Below are 20,338 nucleotides of genomic sequence, written 5' to 3' on the forward strand. Positions count from 1 at the left end.
CATTTCTATCATATCAAATGATTCGTTATATAGAACTATATTTCGACAAGTTTTACAAAAAATTTATTTAATTTACAAGCTTTCAAACTATAATACAAAATAATAATTTTACACCTTCTACGAATGCACTCTATAATGTTAGAGAGAGAAAACAGAAAATATCGAAATTTCATTGGCATGTAAAATGGATTCATTTGAATAGGAGTGATTGGATGGAAGTGCAAACAGAAACATACCGCGCAGCTATGAATGGAACATTAGAACGTCATTTTTCAGATATGATTGCCGTTATACCAACTAAAATTACAATTGAGCAGTTAAAACTGCGGCTAGAAACAATCGCTACTAAAGTTGACGAATTGAAAATTGTTTATAGTGATGAGACAAGCATTATTGTTGAGTTACATATGGATGAAAAAATTACACCGTATGAACTGCATATTGATGAGGCGAATGACCCAGAAGAATATAAAATGTACAATAGACAAGATTCTACACTCGTAGATCGTAATTTTGAAGATGCTGCTTATGGAACTGAAATTTTCACTCGTACGCTATTTGTAGGCGATGTGCTGGACTGCTTTTTCCAGCAGTTACAGTTTTTATGGAACCTCGCTCCAGACTTGTTATTTGTAATCGATTCAAGTGCAGCAATGAAAGTGATATCTAGTCTAGAAGCTATATTGAATATCACGTTGAAAATGAATTATTACCTGACATTCCTGACTTGTACGTTATTCATTCTGTTTATGAAGACGATAAAGAAGGTGCGCCTACGCAATATTGGTTTCATACACATGGCCTTTTAAGAGCAGGCGTAACAGAAATAGAATTAATTATTCCAAATCGCATCTCTTCCTACTACGGCATTGGCAATCTTTTTCAAACATTTGCTAATAATGCCATTGAGAATGGACAAGTCCCTATGAATGAGCCTATCGTTATCGCGCATAGTCAGCAAGGTTCTATACATACAGTAGCTGTTCCATGGGAAAAGGGATTATCTTATATTGGGCATAAAACGAGCATGGATCAATTATCTTCAATCGAGGATGAAGAAGTGAAACTACAACCAATAGATTCGCAAAACACATTCTTAGGCGGTATGGATGACCGAGATGAATACCATCAATCTCCATCCGTTTTCTTATTCAAATGTAATACTTCAGAAGAATATATTGAAAGCTTTTTCCAAGAACACGAGGAAGCTACAGGGCTCATGTTCTATAAAACAAATAGTGAAACCGATCGTATGGCTTACAATGCGAAGAATACTTTCGGATATTTCAGCAACATTTTTCACATTGAACAATCGAATGAAGATTTTCGTTTCCTCGCTAAGTTTGGTGTCTCCTACGAAGAAGGAAAAAGTGAACATATGTGGTTTGAAATGCAAGAAATCGCGGAAGATTTCATTCAAGGAATACTCATTAATGAACCATATTTTATAGAAGATATGAGTGAAGGAAATAGTTATCATTTAGAGTTTGAAAACTTAACAGAGTGGGTTATTTATGCAGGAGATGCCGTTATAAAGCCAAATAACTTATATATGTTTATTGGTGAATAAGTAACAAAACGCCTTCAATGTGATTGAAGGCGTTTCACTTTATTGTGCAATTAATTCGGTATCCATTACTTTCTCCAAATGAGAGAGTACACGCTTTGCGGCTTTCTCACCTTGATCAATACAGTCCGGAAGACCAGAACCAGCGTAAGAACTACCTGCCAAGTATATACCTGGCAACTCTTTCTCCATAAATGTTGTGAGTTTCTTCATTCGCTCGTTATGGCCTACTGTATATTGGGGCATCGCTTCTTTCCAGCGACTTACGACTGTAAATTCTGGATCCTCTGTAATATCCATCGTCTTTCGTAAATCTTCTAGTACAAGCTGAACGAGTTCCTCTTCTGTTTGTTCTACAACTGCTTCATCACCAGGGCGTCCAACGTAACAACGAAGTAGCATTTTTCCTTCTGGCGTTGTATGTGGCCATTTTTTATGTGTCCACGTACATGCTGTAATTGTGTAGTCGCTATTTCGAGATACGACAAATCCTGTACCATCAATATCGCGCTGAATGGCTGATTTCGGGAAAGCCATTGCCACATTCGCAACTGATGTGGACGGAATGTTGCGGAAGAAACGAAACTGCTTGTACTGCGCAAACATAGATGGCAATACTTTATGTGAGCTTGCCACTACGACCGCGTCCGCTTCTATTTCTTTTCCGTTACTAAGAGCAATCGTATAAGCATCACCAAGCTTTGCAATTTTTTCAATGCGGGTTCCCTTTATTATCGTACCTTCATGCATCTTCACTTCGAGAGATTCTACAATAGATTCTAAACCTGTTTTCACTGTTTGGAAGATTCCTTTTTTCGGTTCAGATGCCTCTTTTTTCGGAGCAAGTGTACGCATACCGAGTGAAATACTGCGATGCTTCTGCTCAATTTGATACATTTGCGGAAATGTTGACATTAAGCTCATTTCATCAATATCCCCTGCATAAATACCCGATAGTAATGGTTCGATTAAATTCTCAACCACTTCATTGCCGAGGCGATGTCTGAAAAACTGCCCGAGTGATTGGTCAGATACTGGCTTTGATCTCGGCATTAACAGATCAAAACCAGCTCTTAGCTTACCAATTGGGGAGAACAGCCCGGAAAATAGAAACGGCGTAATTTGCGTTGGAATTCCCATCATCGATCCGCTCGGCATTTTATGTAACCGATTGTTTACGAGGATAAATGATTGACCGGCCTTATTATTTACAAGTTCATCGCCAAGACCTAATTCTTTCGCTAATCTAGCTGCACTTTCTTTTCGTGCTAAGAAAGAATCCGGTCCGCGTTCAATTGTAAATCCATCTTTTCGAACGGTTTGAATTTTCCCGCCAAGTTTACCCGATGCTTCTATCAGTAATGTATCGATCGGCAAGTTCTTGTCATGAATATCTTTTTGTAAGTTATACATTGTTGTTAATCCTGTGATGCCACCGCCGATGATTACAACTTTTTTCCTCAAGCATGCTCCCCCTTTCTTTTTACAATACAGATTCTTTTTTCTTTAATACAACATCTGTTAAGCAATCAATAAATGCGTCCGATGCATTTGGCATTTCTGGACGATAATATTTTGCGCCAATTTCATCTGTCACAACTTTACACTCAAAGTCATTGTCATATAAAACTTCTAAATGTTCCGCAACAAATCCAACTGGTGCGTATACGAATGAACTGTATCCATACTTTTCGTTTAGTTCTCTCGTTAAATCTTGTACATCTGGACCAATCCAAGGATCTGGCGTGTTTCCTGCACTTTGCCAACCTACTGCATAGTTTGCTACTTCAGCACCTCTTGCAATATAGTCAGCTGTTTCATTTAATTGGTCTGGATATGGATCGCCAAGTGCAATAATTTTTTCTGGTAAGCTATGTGCAGATACGATTAATACTGCTTTTTCACGCTCTGCTTCTGACATACCGTTATATATACCTTTCACTGCATCAACCCAGTACTGGATGAATTTCGGTTCTTTATACCAGCTATCAATGCCGTGAATTGTTAAGTTTCCAAGTTTCTCAGCTTCTTCTTGTGCTCGTCCTACATACGATTTCACGCTAAATGTAGAATAGTGCGGCGCAAGAACAAGTGCTATTGTATCTTGTATACCGTCGTTATGCATATCTTTCACTGCATCTTCAATGAACGGTTCGATATGTTTTAAGCCAAGATACATATGGTACTCTACTTCATCTTGTACTTCATTTAAACGCTGTTCTAACTTTTTAGCTTGCTCTAATGTAATAGTAGCTAAAGGAGAAATGCCACCAATTGCACGGTAACGCTCTGTTAAATCTTCTAGCATTTCAGGACTTGGCTTTCTTCCTCTGCGAATATGTGTATAGTAACGTTCAATATCTTCTTCTTTATATGGCGTTCCGTATGCCATTACAAGCAAACCAATTTTCTTTTTCATACAACAATTCTCCTTTACTTCGCTAACTGCCCTTTAGAGTATTCATGAATAAATGTAGTTAAACGTTTTAATGTATCTGGATTTACTTCTGGGAATACACCGTGTCCTAAGTTAAAGATATAACCAGGCTCTTTCATCCCTTGATCTAAAATACCTTTTACATGTTCTTCAATAACAGACCATGGCGCAAGTAAGAATGAAGGGTCCATATTTCCTTGTACCGCCTTATGAACGCCGCGTGCGCGTGCCTCTTCGATCGGTAAGCGCCAATCTAAGCCTACTACATCAAGCGGTAAGTCGTGCCATTCATTTACTAAGTGTGCAGCTCCTACGCCGTGCATAATCATCGGTACACCCATCGGGCGAACTTCTGCAAAAATACGCTCCATTGCTGGTTTAATAAATACGCGGTAATCTGCTACATTTACTGTTCCAACCCAAGAATCGAAAATTTGAACTGCTTTTGCTCCTGCATTAATTTGCGCTTTTAAATATGTAATAACCATATCTGCTAGCTTATCCATTAAAGCGAACCAAGCTTTCGGCTCTGCATACATGAACGCTTTCGTATTATGATAATTACGAGATGGACCGCCTTCAATCATATAGCTCGCTAGTGTAAATGGAGCCCCTGAAAAACCGATTAACGGTACGTCTAGCATTTCTGTCGTTAATAAACGAATCGTATCTAATATGTACGGTACGTCATCTTCTGGATTGATTTCCCCTAGTTTTTCTACGTCTTGTAAAGAACGAATTGGATTATCAATAACTGGGCCAATACCTGATTTAATTTCTACATCCACACCAATTGCAGGTAGTGGTGACATAATATCTTTATACAGAATTGCTGCGTCTACGTTATATTGATCAACTGGCAACTTTGTAACGTAAGCACATAACTCTGGATTATGTGTAATTTCAAATAAAGAATACTTTTCTTTTATCTTTCTATATTCCGGCTGCGAACGACCTGCTTGACGCATATACCATGCTGGTACATAATCAGTACGTTCCCCCCTACATGCTTTTAAAAATGTCTCATTTATAGTTCTTACCAAGACCCTTGCTCCCTTCCTTGCCAATGCTTTTGCTCTAAATACGTTCTATTCCGATATTTATCTTTTTTTACTATACAGCTTGTAAAAACAAAATGCATAACATTATGTACGTTGTTCATGAAATTGACACAAACATTCGTAAAACCGCTTACTATTTTCACAACATTCTTATTATAGCACAGAGAAAAACTATGGTTTAGCTACTTTTGACTTTTCTCCTTCGCGATTCGTTTGTGTGTTATATGGTACAACGTAAAAACTCGGTTTTGAAAAGATGTTAACGAACTTTTCCTCATATTCCCCGGCACCATTTACAGTGCCTACATGCGTATGGACTCCATTTTCCACTCTATAAATGCGATACATAATTCTTTCATCTGGAAGTGGTGTCCAGCTTAATTTCGCTTTAAATAAACCGAAAGGGCTAAACGCTAATTTCACTTTCACATCTTCAATCTTGCGCAAACGAATCGGAGTACCGATTGTTTCCACACCTTCTGGTTTCATAAACTGCTCTTTCTGTTCTACATTTGCCTTCGTTAAAATTTTCTTAAACAATTTCGTTGCTGACGCACTTTCTCCTTGCAACTGATGCTCTTTATCCGTACGGTCATAACCAATCCAAACAGCACCTACTAAATTTGGCGTATAGCCAACGAACCACATATCTCTAGCTCCATTATCGTCATTTGGTAAGGAAGTTGTACCTGTTTTCCCAGCTAATGCACCGCTATATATGCCTGCTTTCGCTGTCCCTTCCTTCACAACCCCTTCTAACATTTTCGTCATATACCATGCCGTTTGTTTCGAGAAAATTTTCGTTTCTACTTTTGGCGATTCTCCAATGACTGTGCCGTGTCTATTTAACACCTTTTCTATAACGTGCGGCTCAATAATAGCGCCATTTGCTAAAAATGCACGATACATTTTCACAAGGTCAAATGTTGAAACACCATTTTTCAATCCGCCAAGCGCTGTACTTAAACCAGCATCGGCAATAGGAACATTGCCTTTCTCTAAATATTGCTTTCCTTCTTCTACCCCTAGCTCATTTAATAAAGAAACTGCCGGTACATTTGCTGACTCTAAAATCGCATCATACATCGTCATTTCTTTCGTATATTGACGATTGTAATTTCGAGGTTCATAACCTTCAAAAGAAGTTTTTTCATTCTTTAATAAAGAATACGGATTATATTTTTTCGTTTCGAGTGCTGGTCCATAGACAATAAGTGGTTTTAGCACAGATCCCGGCTGTCTTTTTGCAAAAACACGATTAAAGCCTCTCGGGACATACTTTCTTCCCCCAATCGCTGCTTTAATTCCGCCCGTACGATTATCCATTAATAAAAAAGCACCTTGCGTCCCCTCTTCTTTACCAGGGAAATTCCTCGCATCTTGAAACTGGTTATACGCTACCTTTTGAATCTTTTCATCCATCGGAACGACAAACGTATATCCTCCTCGGAGTACTTCTTGATGAGATAACCCGTATAAACGTGCTGCTTCATCTATGACCATATCAATATACGGCATATATGCGAGTTCATTCTCGTCTAGGTTTTTGTAAAGAGCAATGGTCTTTCCTTGATAACGTACGCTCTCTTCGGCAGTCAAATAGCCTTGTTTATGCATCAGTGACAATACGAGATCACGGCGCTCCTTACTCTTTTCTGGAGAGAAATACGGTGAATATCCGTTTGGCGACTTCGGAAGACCTGCAAGCATTGCTCCTTCTTCTACTGTTAAATCTTCTACACTTTTATTAAAATACAACTTTGCTGCTGCTTGAATACCGTATGCCCCATGGCCAAAATAAATATGATTCATATACATTTCAAGAATTTGTTGCTTCGTATATTTTTGCTCTAATTGAAGGGAAATTGCGACTTCCTTCAATTTACGCGTAACTGTTTTTTCACGAGTTAAAAAAACGTTTTTAGCGAGTTGCTGTGTAATCGTACTACCACCTTCGACCTTTTCTCCAGCTAACGTATCTTTATAAAGAGCCCGGAATATAGACGGGTAATCAATTCCTTGATGCTCATAAAAACGAGAATCTTCCACCGCAATAAACGACTGCTGCACGTATTTTGGAATTTGCTCGATTGGTACGAGATCTCTATTTTCTACGTATAATTTCGTAATTTCTTTCCCTTTCTGGTCAACGATACGTGATGAAGAGTGAAAAACGAGTTGCTTTTCATCCGTCATATAGCCACCAGCTAACACAATAAGTTTATAAAATACAATCGCTAATACGAGCGTTGCTAACCCACCTAATAAAGTCCACTTTACTTTCTTCATACATCGGCCTTCTTTCCAAATGATGGTACATTTATTATTTGAAAAAGAAGTATCTTTATGTATATAATCTTCGAAGTTTTTTACGAGAGTTGATATAATAGAAACAAACAATTAAAGGGGGCATTAAAATGAAGGCTATTATTTCATACGAAACACCTCTAGAACAAGCACATTTCACTGCAAAAAATAATGAAAAAGATATGTTTTATAAAGAAAATACAGAAGAATCTGTAGAAGGTTCTCTTCAGTATGACGTACTAGACGCTGTTGGTGAATTTAAAGGACAACCTGGCTACATCGTTTGTAACAACATTTCTGTCACAGACGAAGGTCGCCCAGTATTTGAAAATCGATTCAAAAACCGCGCAGGCCTTATCGAAAACGAACCAGGATTCCAAGCAATTCGCGTTCTACGCCCATTAAGTAACGATACATATGTCATCTTAACGATGTGGGAAACGGAGCAAAACTTTAAAGACTGGACAGAATCACGTTCATTCGAAAACGCTCATAAAAAACGCCCTGCACAAGCAGAAGGACAAGCTCAGGCTCAGGCGCATCCACATGCGGAACAGCAGAAAAGTATTTTCTCTCGTCCATCATTTGTGACTACTTTTGATGTGCTAGTTTAAGGGGTTTTGTACTATCGTTTCTCCAAGGTTGCGGTACATGAAATTATATCGACGATTTTTCGAATATATCGGCGCAACTCGAAATATATCAGCAATTTTTGAAATATATCGACTTATCGACAAACCACAACACAAAAAAAGGAAACACCATTACGCACCGGTGTTTCCTTTTTCTTTATACCAATTATATATGCGAAGCGCGTCTTCTTTTCGCATATGCTTCACTTTATATCTATGCCCCGCTACTGATACGGCAGCTGTACATAACTCGTCTTTCTTTTGAAAATACGATTGATTGTACCCTACTGCTTGAACATGCCTTTTTCGTATGATTCCTGTATATTTGGCAAGGCCGCGGTATACCATGACTAATTGATTGTCTCGTATCAAATATCCGCCACTTTTATACCGAGCGTATGCAAGTAACGTAAATGCGATAAATAGTGGTATTAGCGTGAATAACGCATTATTTTGTTTGAAATATATACTCGCACCGATGATTGGCAGTGCGAGCATAGCACTTGTAATCCAGCCCATTATGACGTAACGACGTAATGCAGCCTTCGGTAAATGAACGATTTCCTCTTCCATTTCATACGGTAACTGCAAATATGTAAGTAACTGCTGGACATCTTTCTTTTTCATAAAAGGATGTAACATCACTTCATTTCCAGCTGCTTCTATACTTTGAATAACTTCTACTTCGACAGAGCAATAACCGAAAGGCTCGCGGAGAATTCCTTCTTTCACCGTAATTGCTTGAATGCGATGTAATTTTAAAACAAACTCTTTCTTATCAAATAACCCTTGCACGATGCGAACTTCATTTCCGTTTCGCTCTATTTTAAAGTTTGCATATTTTAACGCATAGCCAGCTGTCGAAACGACCCACGAAACCGCCATTAAAATCGCGGCCATAACGATTAATTCATATACACCGTTATCCATCACATACGCTTCCACTTTATTTATGAGCCATTCTGGAAGAAATTGATTAAACTCTGTGTAAATAAGAAGTAATCCTGAAAAAACTAATCCGAATCTACCAGACGTAATGGCAGCTGCTAAAATCTCTTTCATCGTTAACTGATAAATCGTCTTACTTTCTTCTGGCATGGGTACTTCTTCACTCGCAGCGCTTCTTTTTTTATTTAATAAAGCAATCAGTTCCTTCGCTTCATCTTCTTTAATACCAGCTAACATCACATCTGGCTCACTACCGCCGCCCGCTACTTCTATATTTAATTTCATCAGTCCGAGCACTTGATAAATGATGTTAGAAGACGTACTAATATTTTGCACACGTTCTTTATTTAAGTAGCTTTCTTTCTTAACGAACACACCATGCTTTATATGTACAATATTATTTTCAACCCAGTACACTTTGAAATACCATTTTATAGCTGAGAAAATTGCCATAATAAATAATACAAATAAAAGAACAAGATGTAAGAGATACCAAGGTTTCACTTGACCATCAGATTGAAATAAAACAAGAAAAATAAAAGGCAACAAAGTCGCAACTCGAATACCTAATAAAATTGTGATCGGATGTTGCCTCTTATACATCCTCATCACTCACTTTCGCAAGTTCTCCAATTTGTCTTTTCAGCTGCTCTGCTTCTTCCTTCGTTAAGCCTGGAATACTATGAGAAGTTGCCGCTGTTGAAATATGTAATTCTGCTAAATTATACTTTCTCATAATTGGGCCCTGTTCAATCGTTACGTGCTGCACACGCATCATCGGAATAAGTACGCGTTTTACAACGAACATTCCCTTTTGAATCTCAATCTCTTCTTCATTTAATCTGTAACTATAATAACGTTGACGTAAATTTGGAAACACAAAATAATCAAGCGGGATAAATGTAATAGCTCCTGTTACTAGCAAGCCAAACAACCAGCCCCACCAATTAAAATTGATCATAAAAAAGAAATATGCAATTACGACTGCTAGTATAACTGCCGCCCCAATTAAAGCGTGGATTCGCCACACTTTCAGCATATTAGAATGAATCTCCCTTTCTAACGGTTGCATTTCATCACTCCAATTATATGAATTTATTAATTATATATTAGTTGGTATATACATATTTGTAAAATTATAGTTTTTATATCGTATCGATTATTTCTTTAAAATTCCCTTCATTAATTGAATACACTTGAAACTGAATGTAATCTATTTCATTCGTATTCGGACGGACATATGGCAAGATGGTAAATTTAGAAGCTGATCTTCCTAACATATCTACAATCATTAAAGAAACGTCAATATATCCGAAGTCTACACGGAATACTACTGCTTCTCCTGTAAATTCATAATCTTTAATCGCATCATAAGACTTATTCGCACTAATTAACATCACTTTTAATAATTGGTTCAAATTTTCTGGTTTAAAATTAATCATATACACAGCTCCTTTTTTAATAAAACACTATGAAAACAGTGTAATCTTATCGTTTCATAGCTTTACACATCAAATATATAAAAAATAAAGCTAGTTTTTTATATATTTTTTGATATAATTACATACGGGAAACGGGAAGAAATTTGTCTTCCCTTGTGTTTTTATTTGCATCTAGTACTTTTGCTAGATGCCTTTTTTTATGCTAAAAAAGGTACCCTCACATACTTTGAGGATACCTTTTTCATCGATTTATTGCATTTCAATAATTGTACCATCTTCGAATACTTTGAATACGCCAGTAAATCCTGCTCCAGCTGCGCCTTCTATTTTATATGTCGTACGCACTCTAATTTGATAATACTTCTTTCCATTCTCTACTTGCGTATTCTCTAGCGTGTAATCATATTCTTCTTTATATTCATTTTTAATATATTCTTTCGCTTTCTCAAAAGTAAATGCATTTTGATTCTTTCCTGTCTCTACTTTTTGGTTCTTTTCTGCCTCAGTTTTTTGAGTCTTTTCTGTTGCTACTTTTTGATTCGTTACTACATTTGTTTTTTGTGCCTTCGCTGCCGCTTCACTCTTTGCAGTTTTTTCCTCTTCATTCATTTTAGTAACTAATCCTACCGCTTTTTTATTATATTCTTCAAGATTCTTATTATCTTTTGTTTCTGCAACTAGCTTATTTACTATCTCTTTCGCTTCTGCATAATTTTTCTTACTTATTAACTCTTCACTTTTCGCCAATTGCTCACTATACTTCTTTTTTTGTTCTAATACAGCTAGTAATGCTGTTCGTTCTTCCTTTGCCTGCTTTATAAGTGTATTATTCCCATCCTTCATGTTCTCTACTTTTTCAAATGACTTGATTGATTCTTCTACCTTTGTTTCTTCTTTTAACTTCACTGCTTCAATCATTATTTTCGTTTGTTCTACAAGCACCATTACATCTGAATCGTCTTGTTTCTCATCTAGCGCTTTTTCAAATGATGATAAGGCATTTTTATATTCTTTATTCGTTAACGCGGTCTTCCCTGCATCCATTTCTTTTTCAAAATCTCCATTACTACATCCAGCTAACATTAAAAATGTAATTCCAATTACCGTTAATAACTTCTTCATTCTTTCTCCCCCTATATGTTCCTAAAACAATAACTTCATATGTATAAAGGTCTGTGTAGTAATTAGACTGAAAATAAAGATGTACTTTGTGTGTGGGAAAGGAAGTACATTTCATTTACTATCATTACTTAAAACTCCTAAATAGTTGGTAGTTGGTTTTCTTCTTTTAAGACAGAAAGGAATTTTAATCATGTGCGTAAAGTTCTCACCAGGCTCTTTACTACACACACTCTTATACACATAGAAAAACTATTTTTAGTTTGCTATTTTTTCAGCTTTACATATTCTTGGTTGATTGGATACGAACCACAATTCGTAACATACCGAAAAACAAAAGAAAACAAACTGTAATATAAGTTACTTTTCGTAACTCCCCTGTAACATAAATGTAACATAAGGTTTTTATACATACAATAGTTTTTTTACATTATTTTCCCCTATCTACATTTTAAGGTGTTAATACAGTGCTAAAACGAGTTTCATCTCCCACCTACTATTGGACTATCATCCTTTGAATACTTTAGGAAAAAGCCCTCTTTCTTAAAGTACTCAAATTAATTACATAGATAACTCTTTTTTCACCCAAACATTACGAAGACCTTTAACCTTTTACTTTCACATTAAATATATATAGCTAACTTTTTTGATATAACCGCATTAAGAAAATAGGACGAACTTTGTCTTCCTTTTTGTTTTTATTTGTATCGAGTTCTTTTGGTGCTACCCCTTATTGAAGAATTAGATTTTACACATCTGATATAGTACGTGAAATTATATAATAGGGGGCACTATACCTAAAAAAGAAAATTGTATGTTTAGACATAAAATTGACACCTTTTGATTTGTTCCCTGTAAGTTAAGGAATTAGTTTGTATATTTGAGGAGATGTACGAGACAGGTGTGAATTTAAGGGAATCCAATATTTTCTATTCAAATATGATAGAATAGAAGTATATCCAAAACGGAGGAACAACAAATGAACTCAAACACAAAACAGTTTATTTATGATATCCAGCAAAGAAAAAACAATTATATGGAAAATGTATTAAAGGCAATACAACACCCTAAAAAAGAGCATTCTGAACAGGTCATTCAAAATATAGTAGACAAGATGGATATGATGATCAGTTTAGTTATTACTTACATCGCTATTGAATCAGAATCTATAAAAGAATTAAAAGAACTTCAGGAAGAACTTATTCATGCCCAAGCATATATTCAAAAACGGAAATTTGAAGAAACACAGAGATAAAACACTGTGTTTTTATTTGGTCGTCTATGACGCCAATCTGTTATAAATCAAATTAAGGGATTGGGTACACTTACCATATTTTGTTCACTAAAGTCATTTCCCTCCAAATAACTCATTCTATAAGACTTCTTTCTCTTACTATATGATATAAATCTATAAATATGCTAGAAGGATAATTCATTATATGAACGAAAATAACATTTTAATAAGTTACGTTTTCTATTCCTAAATTATTTATATACGATTCTTTTTTTACTAGTTAATAGGTAATGATATAGGGATACTTTGCATGTACATCTAGGTTGTTCCTTTCAGGCTATGTATCATTTTAAATACGCCCTTTATTAGAATAGTGCTCATACTTTTTTTGAGATTCTTTCGTAATACGTGCGTTAAGTAAAATTGCTAACAACAAAAACACTCCATATGTTCCCCCTGTCGCTCCTATGGTAACCACACTACTACAAACAAGTACAATTAGTAGTAGTAACGAAACTAAATAAATATGTTCATAGTTCTTTGACATCTTCTTGTATTTTATGCGTTCTTTCCTTGCATCCATCTAAATTCCTCCTTTACATTATCCATTTCACTATCAAATAAATCTCGCCCTTAAAAGGGAAAGAATATATCTTTTTAAATAATCAGCTTATTTTTTTATCAACTAATTTATATAACGTAAAAAGAAATCCTACCAATATTAAGCTTTCCACCATGATAATCCCGACCCTCTCCTTCCGTTTTAACTCCAGCACATCAGATAAAAGTAGCAAACAAAAAGGATCCTCCCTTCTTTTAAAGGTTGATCCTTTTCTTCATGCATTCAACTATTCTTGATTAATTAGAATAACAGCTGGTCCATCTACACGAATGCCACCAACTTCGATTTTTTCATAAGGCTCAACTGTAATAGAAATGATCCCTTCCCGCTTCTTTAATTCATTACTTAATTCTTTTGTTAACATTTTTTTCATGTGTGTACTCCTTTTTACTGCTTAATTTATTATTGTTATGTAAATGAAGTTAAAAATGGTTTCCTGGTCTGGAAACCATTTTTTTGTAGTTGACCATATGGTGTTACCAGTTCGTTTATCAATTTTACGTAAAGAAGAGATAAACAATTACCTATTCACTGTCTCAGTAGATATAAGGAATTCTTAAAGAGATAGCGGTGAGATCGATTGTTTTTTCTTCTAGAAATAATGACCTAGATAATATATTACCTAAAACAATGAAAGCCCTACCTCTCTTTCATCCTTACGGATCCTTGTCCGTGCCAGTGTGAATCAGGATTGCAAAAATCAAGTGACTATTTAATCGAGTTATTTGATGAAACTTCGAACGTTCGTAAAAGAAATTTAAAAATAAAAATGGATTAGATTGAAGTAATAACAAAAGAGGTTCCTACTCTAAAAGTGAGTTGAAGAAGTTGAATGTCTTTGAAATGATTTACTTTTAATAATCATCATATTCCCGAAAAATTCAGGATATTTTCGGGGGATGTAATACATTATCTATAATGAATCCTAACAGAAACTTTTTATTTGATTTTCAGTGATCCCTTTAATTAATCCTAGTTCACTAATCAAAAATTCATGTGCGTTATCCAACATTGTTTTTTCGCTTGTATTAAGTGCCTTTTCTTTCTTCATACGCATTAAATCACGTACAACTTCAGCACCTTCTTGTATTTCACCCGTTTTTATTTTGTCCGTGTTCACTTTATACCTTTGTTTCCACGTTAATAATCTATCTGATTCTCCATGCTGAAAAATGTGTATAATGTGTTTTAATGCAAGTATATCAGTAACCGGGCGTATACTCGAACTTAATATTTTCCCCATAGGAATCATGACTTTCATATTACTGATTGACATTTTTATAACATAATACTGTTGTTTTTTTCCTGAGAATTCTTTTTCTTCTATGGCTTCAATTATACCTGCTCCGTGCATTGGATAAACAATGTTATCGCCAATTTGAAACATATAATCCACCTCCATATATGGTAACCTTCTTAACTTTAACATATATGTGTTTTTTTATCAAATATTTAATAATATCACAAAGATATTTTTGTAGTCAACTACTTTTTAAAAAAATTAAATTAAGTAAAAAAGACCTCCAAAAATGATAGGGAGTGTGTCAGATTCCGCATAAAGGGAAGAGGAATTTCCCCGCTTATATTCTGAAATCTCTACATTTTATGTAGGGATTTTTCCATAAAGAAAAGACACCCTAAGGTGCCTTCCTCCGACTTGAACCACTTTAATTTTAATAATATGTATTGGACTCCCATCCAATTATTATTTTACCATGTTAAGTAATGTTGTGCATTGAGAAATACGGTACATTTCTTTATCTAAACGTAAAAAGCCCTAGAGGGGACTAGGACTTTTTGACAGAATGAAAATGATTCAAAAAAGGACTTATATAACGTAACATACGAATGTTTCATAAATGTATCGTAAAAGTGAACAAAATCTATATTTTGTTATTGGAGACGTTACTCCTAATTATAATACCAATTGCCGTTTACTTTTACTTTCACAATTTCCTTTTTCTTGCATGAGGTTAATTTGTTATAATTAAACTCACAAACTATATTGTACATACTGTCATAGTTCCACAAATAAGAGGGATGATTCTTTATATAATCTTTCCATTCATTACTATATGTACCTTGTTTTTTTAAATCTCCTTCTTCACCGAATGCTGCTGCAACTTCTTCGTAAGACATACCGCGACGTAAATTATTGAAAGTATCCATCATACGCTGCTGTCTAGCTTCTTCTTTTCGATTTTGTTCTTCTATCTTTTCTAACCTACTCTCTTCGGCAGCTAGCTGTTTGGCTTGTTCTTTTTCCATTTCTATAAGTTCTTTTTCGTAATCTGCATGAATTTGCGCACGTTCTTTTTCGTATTTGTAATCCGAATACTTATTCCATCCCATAACTCCAAAAGCAATTAAAATTAAACCACCTATTATAAAAATAGGCTTCCTCTTCTTTTTTACGATTCTCTTCTAATTTTTTCAGCTCATCAGCTTTTTGTTGTTCTTCTTTTTGTTTAGAAGCACCTTCTTTAGGTGTATCTTCTTTTTTCACCTCAGTGTTAGCGATTTTAGCTTCATTTTTATTGATTTCTTCTTTCGGAGACAGTGCGTAAAAAATCATCATTAACACAAAGCATGCTAATCCGGAAATGAAATACCTCTTTTTACTTTGGTTTTTCTTAGAAGCTTTAGTCATTAATATAAAAGAAACGACTGTAGCTATAAAGAATAATGACATTAATATTTGCATGTAATTACCTCTTTCGGTTGTTAAAATGTAAGATTTCTTATCTCATGGTAGTAAACAAGTTATTTGTATATTGTCATATTTTGTCGAATGAAAATAAAAATAGAGTCGCAGCTCTCAATGAAAATTAGAAGGATGCCTTTTTCTCTGATTTAAAGTTCAACTAGGATTTACAAATATTGAATAATGTTTTGTATCAAATCTATAGGAATATATGTTTTTACTGTGGATGGGAGCGTGTATCAAAAAGTGTACCTTTTGGGATTGTTGTTGAAGAGTATCCAATGTCATTATAAAAAGTGTATATTGGGGTAGCACCACATGCCCATCAAGCTAAGGATATCAAGAGGGTATATGTGAGTGTATTTTTTTGAAATTTCTACGGCTACACTAAAAATATGCATAACAAATAAACCTACCAAAAGGGTGTTTTGAAAAATATTATGCAACTTTGAAACCCTTTAACAACGTACACTCATACATAACGCCTAGGATATCAAAGACTGTTTTCTTTTCGTAACGGTGAGATTTCCGTCCGTTTTTCTCTAAAAGATTGAACAGACGTAGGAAAATCTTTGATAATTCTTGGGTGCCCTTTTGTAATCCTTGGTAAAACAATAGATAATAATTCTTTATCATATAAATGGATTTGTATTCACTTAACTCTTTCTTTTTCTTATTCAAGAGTAACTGACGCCTTTTAAACATGGTAGATGTACAGAGTAAAATGCTAATAAGTTGCCCATATAAATGGCATTCTAAGCGTTCTTTCTTAATTTCTTTACACTTGTGAATTTGAAAGAAAGATTTCCATGTTTTGAACAAAATTTCAATTTGCCAGCGTAAAGTTTCGCTAGAAATATAGTCTAGGATAAACAGTGTTTTTTCAATGCGTCCCATATATCCAGTTATATATATTCAAGTGGCTTTTTTCACAAAAGAATCATAAAAAACTCTATCTATAGATAGAGGGTATTCAAAAAAATCATCTTTCAGATAGATGTTCTAAAATATTAGGGATGTTACAATCCTCCAGTAAGTAAGCAAATAAACAATAAATTTATACTTTATGGGGGTTTTAATTTGAATACTCAAGCTTGGATAATGATTGGTGCATTTTTAACAATTGTATTATTAACACAAATCGGAAGGAAAGTATTTACAACCACAAAGGCTGTATTGCCATTTATTCTTTGTGGTATAAGTGTTTATTTATTCGTCGAGGAAATACCTACCTCAGGTTCAAATATGACCGCACTCATAATCATGACAATGGTCGGCATGATCATGGGAGGGCTAATGCTTTTTACAGTGAAAGTAGAATATGGTTCTGACAATAAAGCGTACGTAACTGCTGGTATTCCTTATTTATGTTTATGGATTATTGGACTTGGATGGCGTGTCGTATTAGCTTATGTAGCGACAGACTGGTATCCACAACAATTTGTAGATTTCATGGTATCGAATCATTTGGATTTTAATGTTATAGCCCCTGCTTTCGTATTTTTTACAATTGCGATGGTAGTTATTCGTACTATTGGAATTGTGATTAGGATACAAAGATATAGAAAAAATCTAAAACAAATTAAAGAAATAGGTTAAGAAAAACAACTTCTTTTGCATAATGAAGTAGGTAAAACAAACACACTATACTAACTACTTCATTATTCTTTTAATTTCAGATTTTAGATGATATGCATTAAAGGAATTTAACTCATCTATGAACTATTATAATTGGGAGTTGTAAATTTCCAGCCTTTAAATTAAGAAATTGATATTCATCTATAGCCAAAAAATATAGAAACTAAACAGTAAGGTTGGGAGGGAATAAGTACATGGAAAAAGTATTTTTAAAAATTATTGATAGTCATGCAGGAAATGCGATAGGAATCATCTTATTATGCGTATTTTTTTATCAAGGTTTCGCACCTCATGGTACCTTTGCAATATGGGTTTGTAGCGTTTTTGTAACAATTTATCTATGGATGTTGTATTCACCAAAATCTTGGTGGAATGCAAGGAAGTACGCTTTATTTACGAGTATATTAATAAGCATATCATGTGTATTATATTTTTCTCATCCAAATTTTCCGAATTATGCGTTATGGCCACTCATAGTTTTTCTTGCCGCTGCAGAACCAAAGTGGACACGAGTAACGACAATTTTAGTTGCTATAACAGGGATAGTTATTATTCTATTTATACATGCGAATACGTTTCCTTATCAAGAAACATTAATTATTATCGGCCTCTATGTCTCGATCCGAAGTACATCCAAGCTAAGAGACGCATATCAAAAAAATCAAAAACAACTAAAAGAATTAGACGAAGCACATGCTGAACTACAAGAAACAACGGTATTTTCTATGCGATATGCAGCTTTTACGGAAAGAACAAAATTAGCAAGAGAGATTCATGATGGACTTGGACATCAAATGACCTCACTTATTATTCAATTACAGGCTCTTAAGATTATGTTAAGGAAAGATCCTGTTGCTGCCCAAGTTCATGTTGAAGAACTTTTAAAGGTGGCACGAAAAGGAATGGAAGAAATCCGAGTTGCTGTTAGAGAATGGACAAGTGATGAAAAAGATCTCGGGCTTACTTCATTAAAAGGATTGATTTCACAGGTTCAAGCGAATTCTTTATTACAAATTGAGTTCATTCAAGCTGGAAATATAACAGAGTGGACGATGGAGGAAAGTACAATTCTGTATCGCATTCTACAAGAGTCTTTAACTAATGTCTTACGACATTCTAATGCAGATTCTGTTATTGTAAACGTAACAGAAATAGACGGAGTAGTAAAACTCACAATTGATGATAATGGTATATATACAGGGGATAAGCCATTAGAATATGGCTTTGGACTCAATGGTATGATAAAACGCTGTAAATCAGTTGGAGGTAATTGTTCCTTTTTTCTAAATGAACCAAAAGGACTTCGAGTTGAAGCCACTATTCCAATTCAGAAAAATGGAGGAGAAATATGACAGAAAAGATTCGTATTGTGCTAGCTGATGATGAACCATTTGTTCGAAAAGGCCTATGCTATATTATTGAAATGCAAGATGATATGGAGATAGTTGGGGAATGTAAAGATGGGAAGGAAGCAATTAAAGTTGCCTTAGAAACTGCACCAGATATGGTAATTATGGACATTCAAATGCCTGATTTATCAGGTATTATGGCTACCCAAAACATTATGAGTATATTACCAAATACAAAAGTTGTTCTATTGACGACTTTTGATGTACAACAGTATGTCTTAGACGGTATTCGAGCTGGTGCAGTGGGTTATATATTAAAAGATACTGAAACGGAGGAAATGTTAGATAGTATTCGATCTATGAATAAAGGGGCAATGATTTATAATAGCACGACAGCAAATCAAGCTTTTACACAATTTATAAAACACGATAATAATGATTATAATTTAGTTAGCGAAGAACTTGAACATACGGAAACTCTAACTAAGCGGGAGATTGATGTTTTACAATTATTAGCTTATGGAAAACAAAACCATGAAATAGCTAAAATCCTTTATGTTTCCGAAGGGACAGTCAAAACTCATATCCACAATATTCTTCAAAAACTAGATGTAACAGATCGTACACAAGCAGCTGTAATGGCAATTCGAAAAAAAATTGTAAAGTGATATCTGCTGTATGTAGTAAAAAGAATAAAATTTTAAATTAACATAGTGTTTTTCTAATTGAAATTAAACAGATCATAATAAAAAAGAAAGAGAGTATAGCATGGATAATACAACTGGTCTTATTATTTTAATTCTTATAATTCTCCTTCAACTAAAAGAAAGGGAATTGAAATTTCAACGAATGTGGATTGCTCCTGTATTAATCGCATACTATACATTTACTCATGTATTTAATGATCTCACATTAATCGAAACTGGTTTATTTGTAGTATTACTTGCTCTTGGAGGAATTGTAGGAGCTGTGCGTGGTTCTACAACTATAATACGAATCGATAAAAGTAATGGGAAGGTTTATGCTAAAAGTTCTTATATCGCCTTAGGTATATGGGTTGTTGTATTTATTTTACGTTTTATCGTAACGTATATTTTTAAAGGTTCAAGTCAGTATGCGCTAGGCTTAGTAACGAATGGTATTTTTTGCCTTATTGCGGCGAGTGCGTGTATAAAAAGAGTGATTCTATACTTAAAAGCAAAAAGTTTGATGCATTCAAAACATTAAGTATTGCTAAGGGTAATTTTTGTAGTGTAGCAAATTTCATTGTTTTTCTAA

Annotated in this window: 19 protein-coding genes and 2 pseudogenes; 7 read left to right on the plus strand and 14 right to left on the minus strand. The window is 34.7% G+C overall.

Annotated elements, in window-relative coordinates; genetic code table 11:
- Positions 1–212 precede the first annotated feature (212 nt).
- Positions 213–1,570: pseudogene (locus ILS93_RS15080) on the plus strand (DUF4026 domain-containing protein).
- A gap of 39 nt (positions 1,571–1,609) precedes the next feature.
- Here the strand turns inward: ILS93_RS15080 and hemY are convergent.
- The 4 genes from hemY to ILS93_RS15100 form a co-directional block, all read right to left on the minus strand.
- Complete coding sequence (gene hemY, locus ILS93_RS15085) at positions 1,610–3,031, minus strand: protoporphyrinogen oxidase (protein WP_222660796.1); 1,422 nt, start codon at positions 3,029–3,031, stop codon at positions 1,610–1,612.
- A gap of 19 nt (positions 3,032–3,050) precedes the next feature.
- Positions 3,051–3,986, minus strand: coding sequence for a ferrochelatase (hemH, locus tag ILS93_RS15090; protein WP_064469230.1), 936 nt, complete (start codon positions 3,984–3,986; stop codon positions 3,051–3,053).
- A gap of 14 nt (positions 3,987–4,000) precedes the next feature.
- Positions 4,001–5,047 carry a uroporphyrinogen decarboxylase gene (gene hemE / locus ILS93_RS15095; protein WP_000252608.1) on the minus strand — a complete coding sequence of 349 codons (1,047 nt, stop codon included), beginning with the start codon at positions 5,045–5,047 and terminating at the stop codon, positions 4,001–4,003.
- A 189-nt stretch (positions 5,048–5,236) separates the two neighbouring features.
- Positions 5,237–7,354 (minus strand): transglycosylase domain-containing protein, encoded by a 2,118-nt coding sequence (locus ILS93_RS15100; RefSeq protein WP_149173357.1) that lies wholly within the window; start codon positions 7,352–7,354, stop codon positions 5,237–5,239.
- A 128-nt stretch (positions 7,355–7,482) separates the two neighbouring features.
- Between ILS93_RS15100 and hmoB the strand changes: the two genes are divergently transcribed.
- On the plus strand, positions 7,483–7,986 hold the full coding sequence (gene hmoB, locus ILS93_RS15105) for a heme-degrading monooxygenase HmoB (protein ID WP_002150035.1): 504 nt from the start codon (positions 7,483–7,485) through the stop codon (positions 7,984–7,986).
- A 150-nt stretch (positions 7,987–8,136) separates the two neighbouring features.
- Here the strand turns inward: hmoB and ILS93_RS15110 are convergent, their stop codons facing one another.
- The 4 genes from ILS93_RS15110 to ILS93_RS15125 form a co-directional block, all read right to left on the minus strand.
- Positions 8,137–9,555, minus strand: coding sequence for a PH domain-containing protein (locus ILS93_RS15110; RefSeq protein ID WP_222660798.1), 1,419 nt, complete (start codon positions 9,553–9,555; stop codon positions 8,137–8,139).
- Positions 9,548–10,024, minus strand: a complete 477-nt coding sequence (locus ILS93_RS15115; protein ID WP_001182715.1) for a PH domain-containing protein — start codon at positions 10,022–10,024, stop codon at positions 9,548–9,550. The genes ILS93_RS15110 and ILS93_RS15115 overlap by 8 nt, the downstream gene beginning before the upstream one ends.
- Positions 10,025–10,097: 73 nt before the next feature.
- Positions 10,098–10,394: a protoporphyrinogen oxidase gene (locus tag ILS93_RS15120; RefSeq protein ID WP_098111603.1), complete on the minus strand. Its 297-nt coding sequence runs from the start codon at positions 10,392–10,394 to the stop codon at positions 10,098–10,100.
- A gap of 249 nt (positions 10,395–10,643) precedes the next feature.
- Positions 10,644–11,516 (minus strand): COG3014 family protein, encoded by an 873-nt coding sequence (locus ILS93_RS15125; protein ID WP_098111602.1) that lies wholly within the window; start codon positions 11,514–11,516, stop codon positions 10,644–10,646.
- A 976-nt stretch (positions 11,517–12,492) separates the two neighbouring features.
- Here ILS93_RS15125 and ILS93_RS15130 point away from each other — a divergent pair.
- Positions 12,493–12,768, plus strand: a complete 276-nt coding sequence (locus ILS93_RS15130) for a hypothetical protein (protein WP_064476888.1) — start codon at positions 12,493–12,495, stop codon at positions 12,766–12,768.
- 328 nt (positions 12,769–13,096) lie between these two features.
- Here ILS93_RS15130 and ILS93_RS15135 read toward each other — a convergent pair whose 3' ends face one another.
- The 6 genes and pseudogenes from ILS93_RS15135 to ILS93_RS15160 all read right to left on the minus strand — a co-directional run.
- On the minus strand, positions 13,097–13,330 hold the full coding sequence (locus tag ILS93_RS15135) for a hypothetical protein (protein WP_222660800.1): 234 nt from the start codon (positions 13,328–13,330) through the stop codon (positions 13,097–13,099).
- Positions 13,331–13,595: 265 nt separating this feature from the next.
- On the minus strand, positions 13,596–13,742 hold the full coding sequence (locus tag ILS93_RS15140) for a BC1881 family protein (protein WP_000738547.1): 147 nt from the start codon (positions 13,740–13,742) through the stop codon (positions 13,596–13,598).
- A 552-nt stretch (positions 13,743–14,294) separates the two neighbouring features.
- Positions 14,295–14,756 (minus strand): CarD family transcriptional regulator, encoded by a 462-nt coding sequence (locus ILS93_RS15145; protein WP_000486311.1) that lies wholly within the window; start codon positions 14,754–14,756, stop codon positions 14,295–14,297.
- Between the two features lie 524 nt (positions 14,757–15,280).
- A complete protein-coding gene (locus ILS93_RS15150) occupies positions 15,281–15,721 on the minus strand; it encodes a hypothetical protein (protein ID WP_222655103.1) in 441 nt (146 codons plus the stop codon).
- Entirely contained in the window at positions 15,708–16,073 is a 366-nt protein-coding gene (locus ILS93_RS15155; RefSeq protein WP_098103606.1) for a hypothetical protein, read from the minus strand. The genes ILS93_RS15150 and ILS93_RS15155 overlap by 14 nt, the downstream gene beginning before the upstream one ends.
- Before the next feature lie 438 nt (positions 16,074–16,511).
- Positions 16,512–16,919: pseudogene (locus ILS93_RS15160) on the minus strand (transposase); the annotation flags it as partial.
- A gap of 234 nt (positions 16,920–17,153) precedes the next feature.
- On the opposite strand from ILS93_RS15160, the gene ILS93_RS15165 reads away from it, so the two are divergent.
- The 4 genes from ILS93_RS15165 (at position 17,154) to ILS93_RS15180 (ending at position 20,287) form a co-directional block, all read left to right on the plus strand.
- Positions 17,154–17,672, plus strand: a complete 519-nt coding sequence (locus ILS93_RS15165; protein ID WP_064476891.1) for a hypothetical protein — start codon at positions 17,154–17,156, stop codon at positions 17,670–17,672.
- 233 nt (positions 17,673–17,905) lie between these two features.
- Positions 17,906–19,063, plus strand: coding sequence for a sensor histidine kinase (locus ILS93_RS15170; protein ID WP_064476892.1), 1,158 nt, complete (start codon positions 17,906–17,908; stop codon positions 19,061–19,063).
- Positions 19,060–19,728: a response regulator gene (locus ILS93_RS15175; RefSeq protein ID WP_064476893.1), complete on the plus strand. Its 669-nt coding sequence runs from the start codon at positions 19,060–19,062 to the stop codon at positions 19,726–19,728. Before ILS93_RS15170 ends, ILS93_RS15175 begins: the two co-directional genes overlap by 4 nt.
- 100 nt (positions 19,729–19,828) lie before the next feature.
- Positions 19,829–20,287, plus strand: coding sequence for a CcdC protein domain-containing protein (locus ILS93_RS15180; protein WP_064476894.1), 459 nt, complete (start codon positions 19,829–19,831; stop codon positions 20,285–20,287).
- Positions 20,288–20,338: the final 51 nt, after the last annotated feature.

The organism is Bacillus sp. 16GRE42, assembly GCF_019837435.1.
GTDB lineage: Bacteria > Bacillota > Bacilli > Bacillales > Bacillaceae_G > Bacillus_A > Bacillus_A wiedmannii.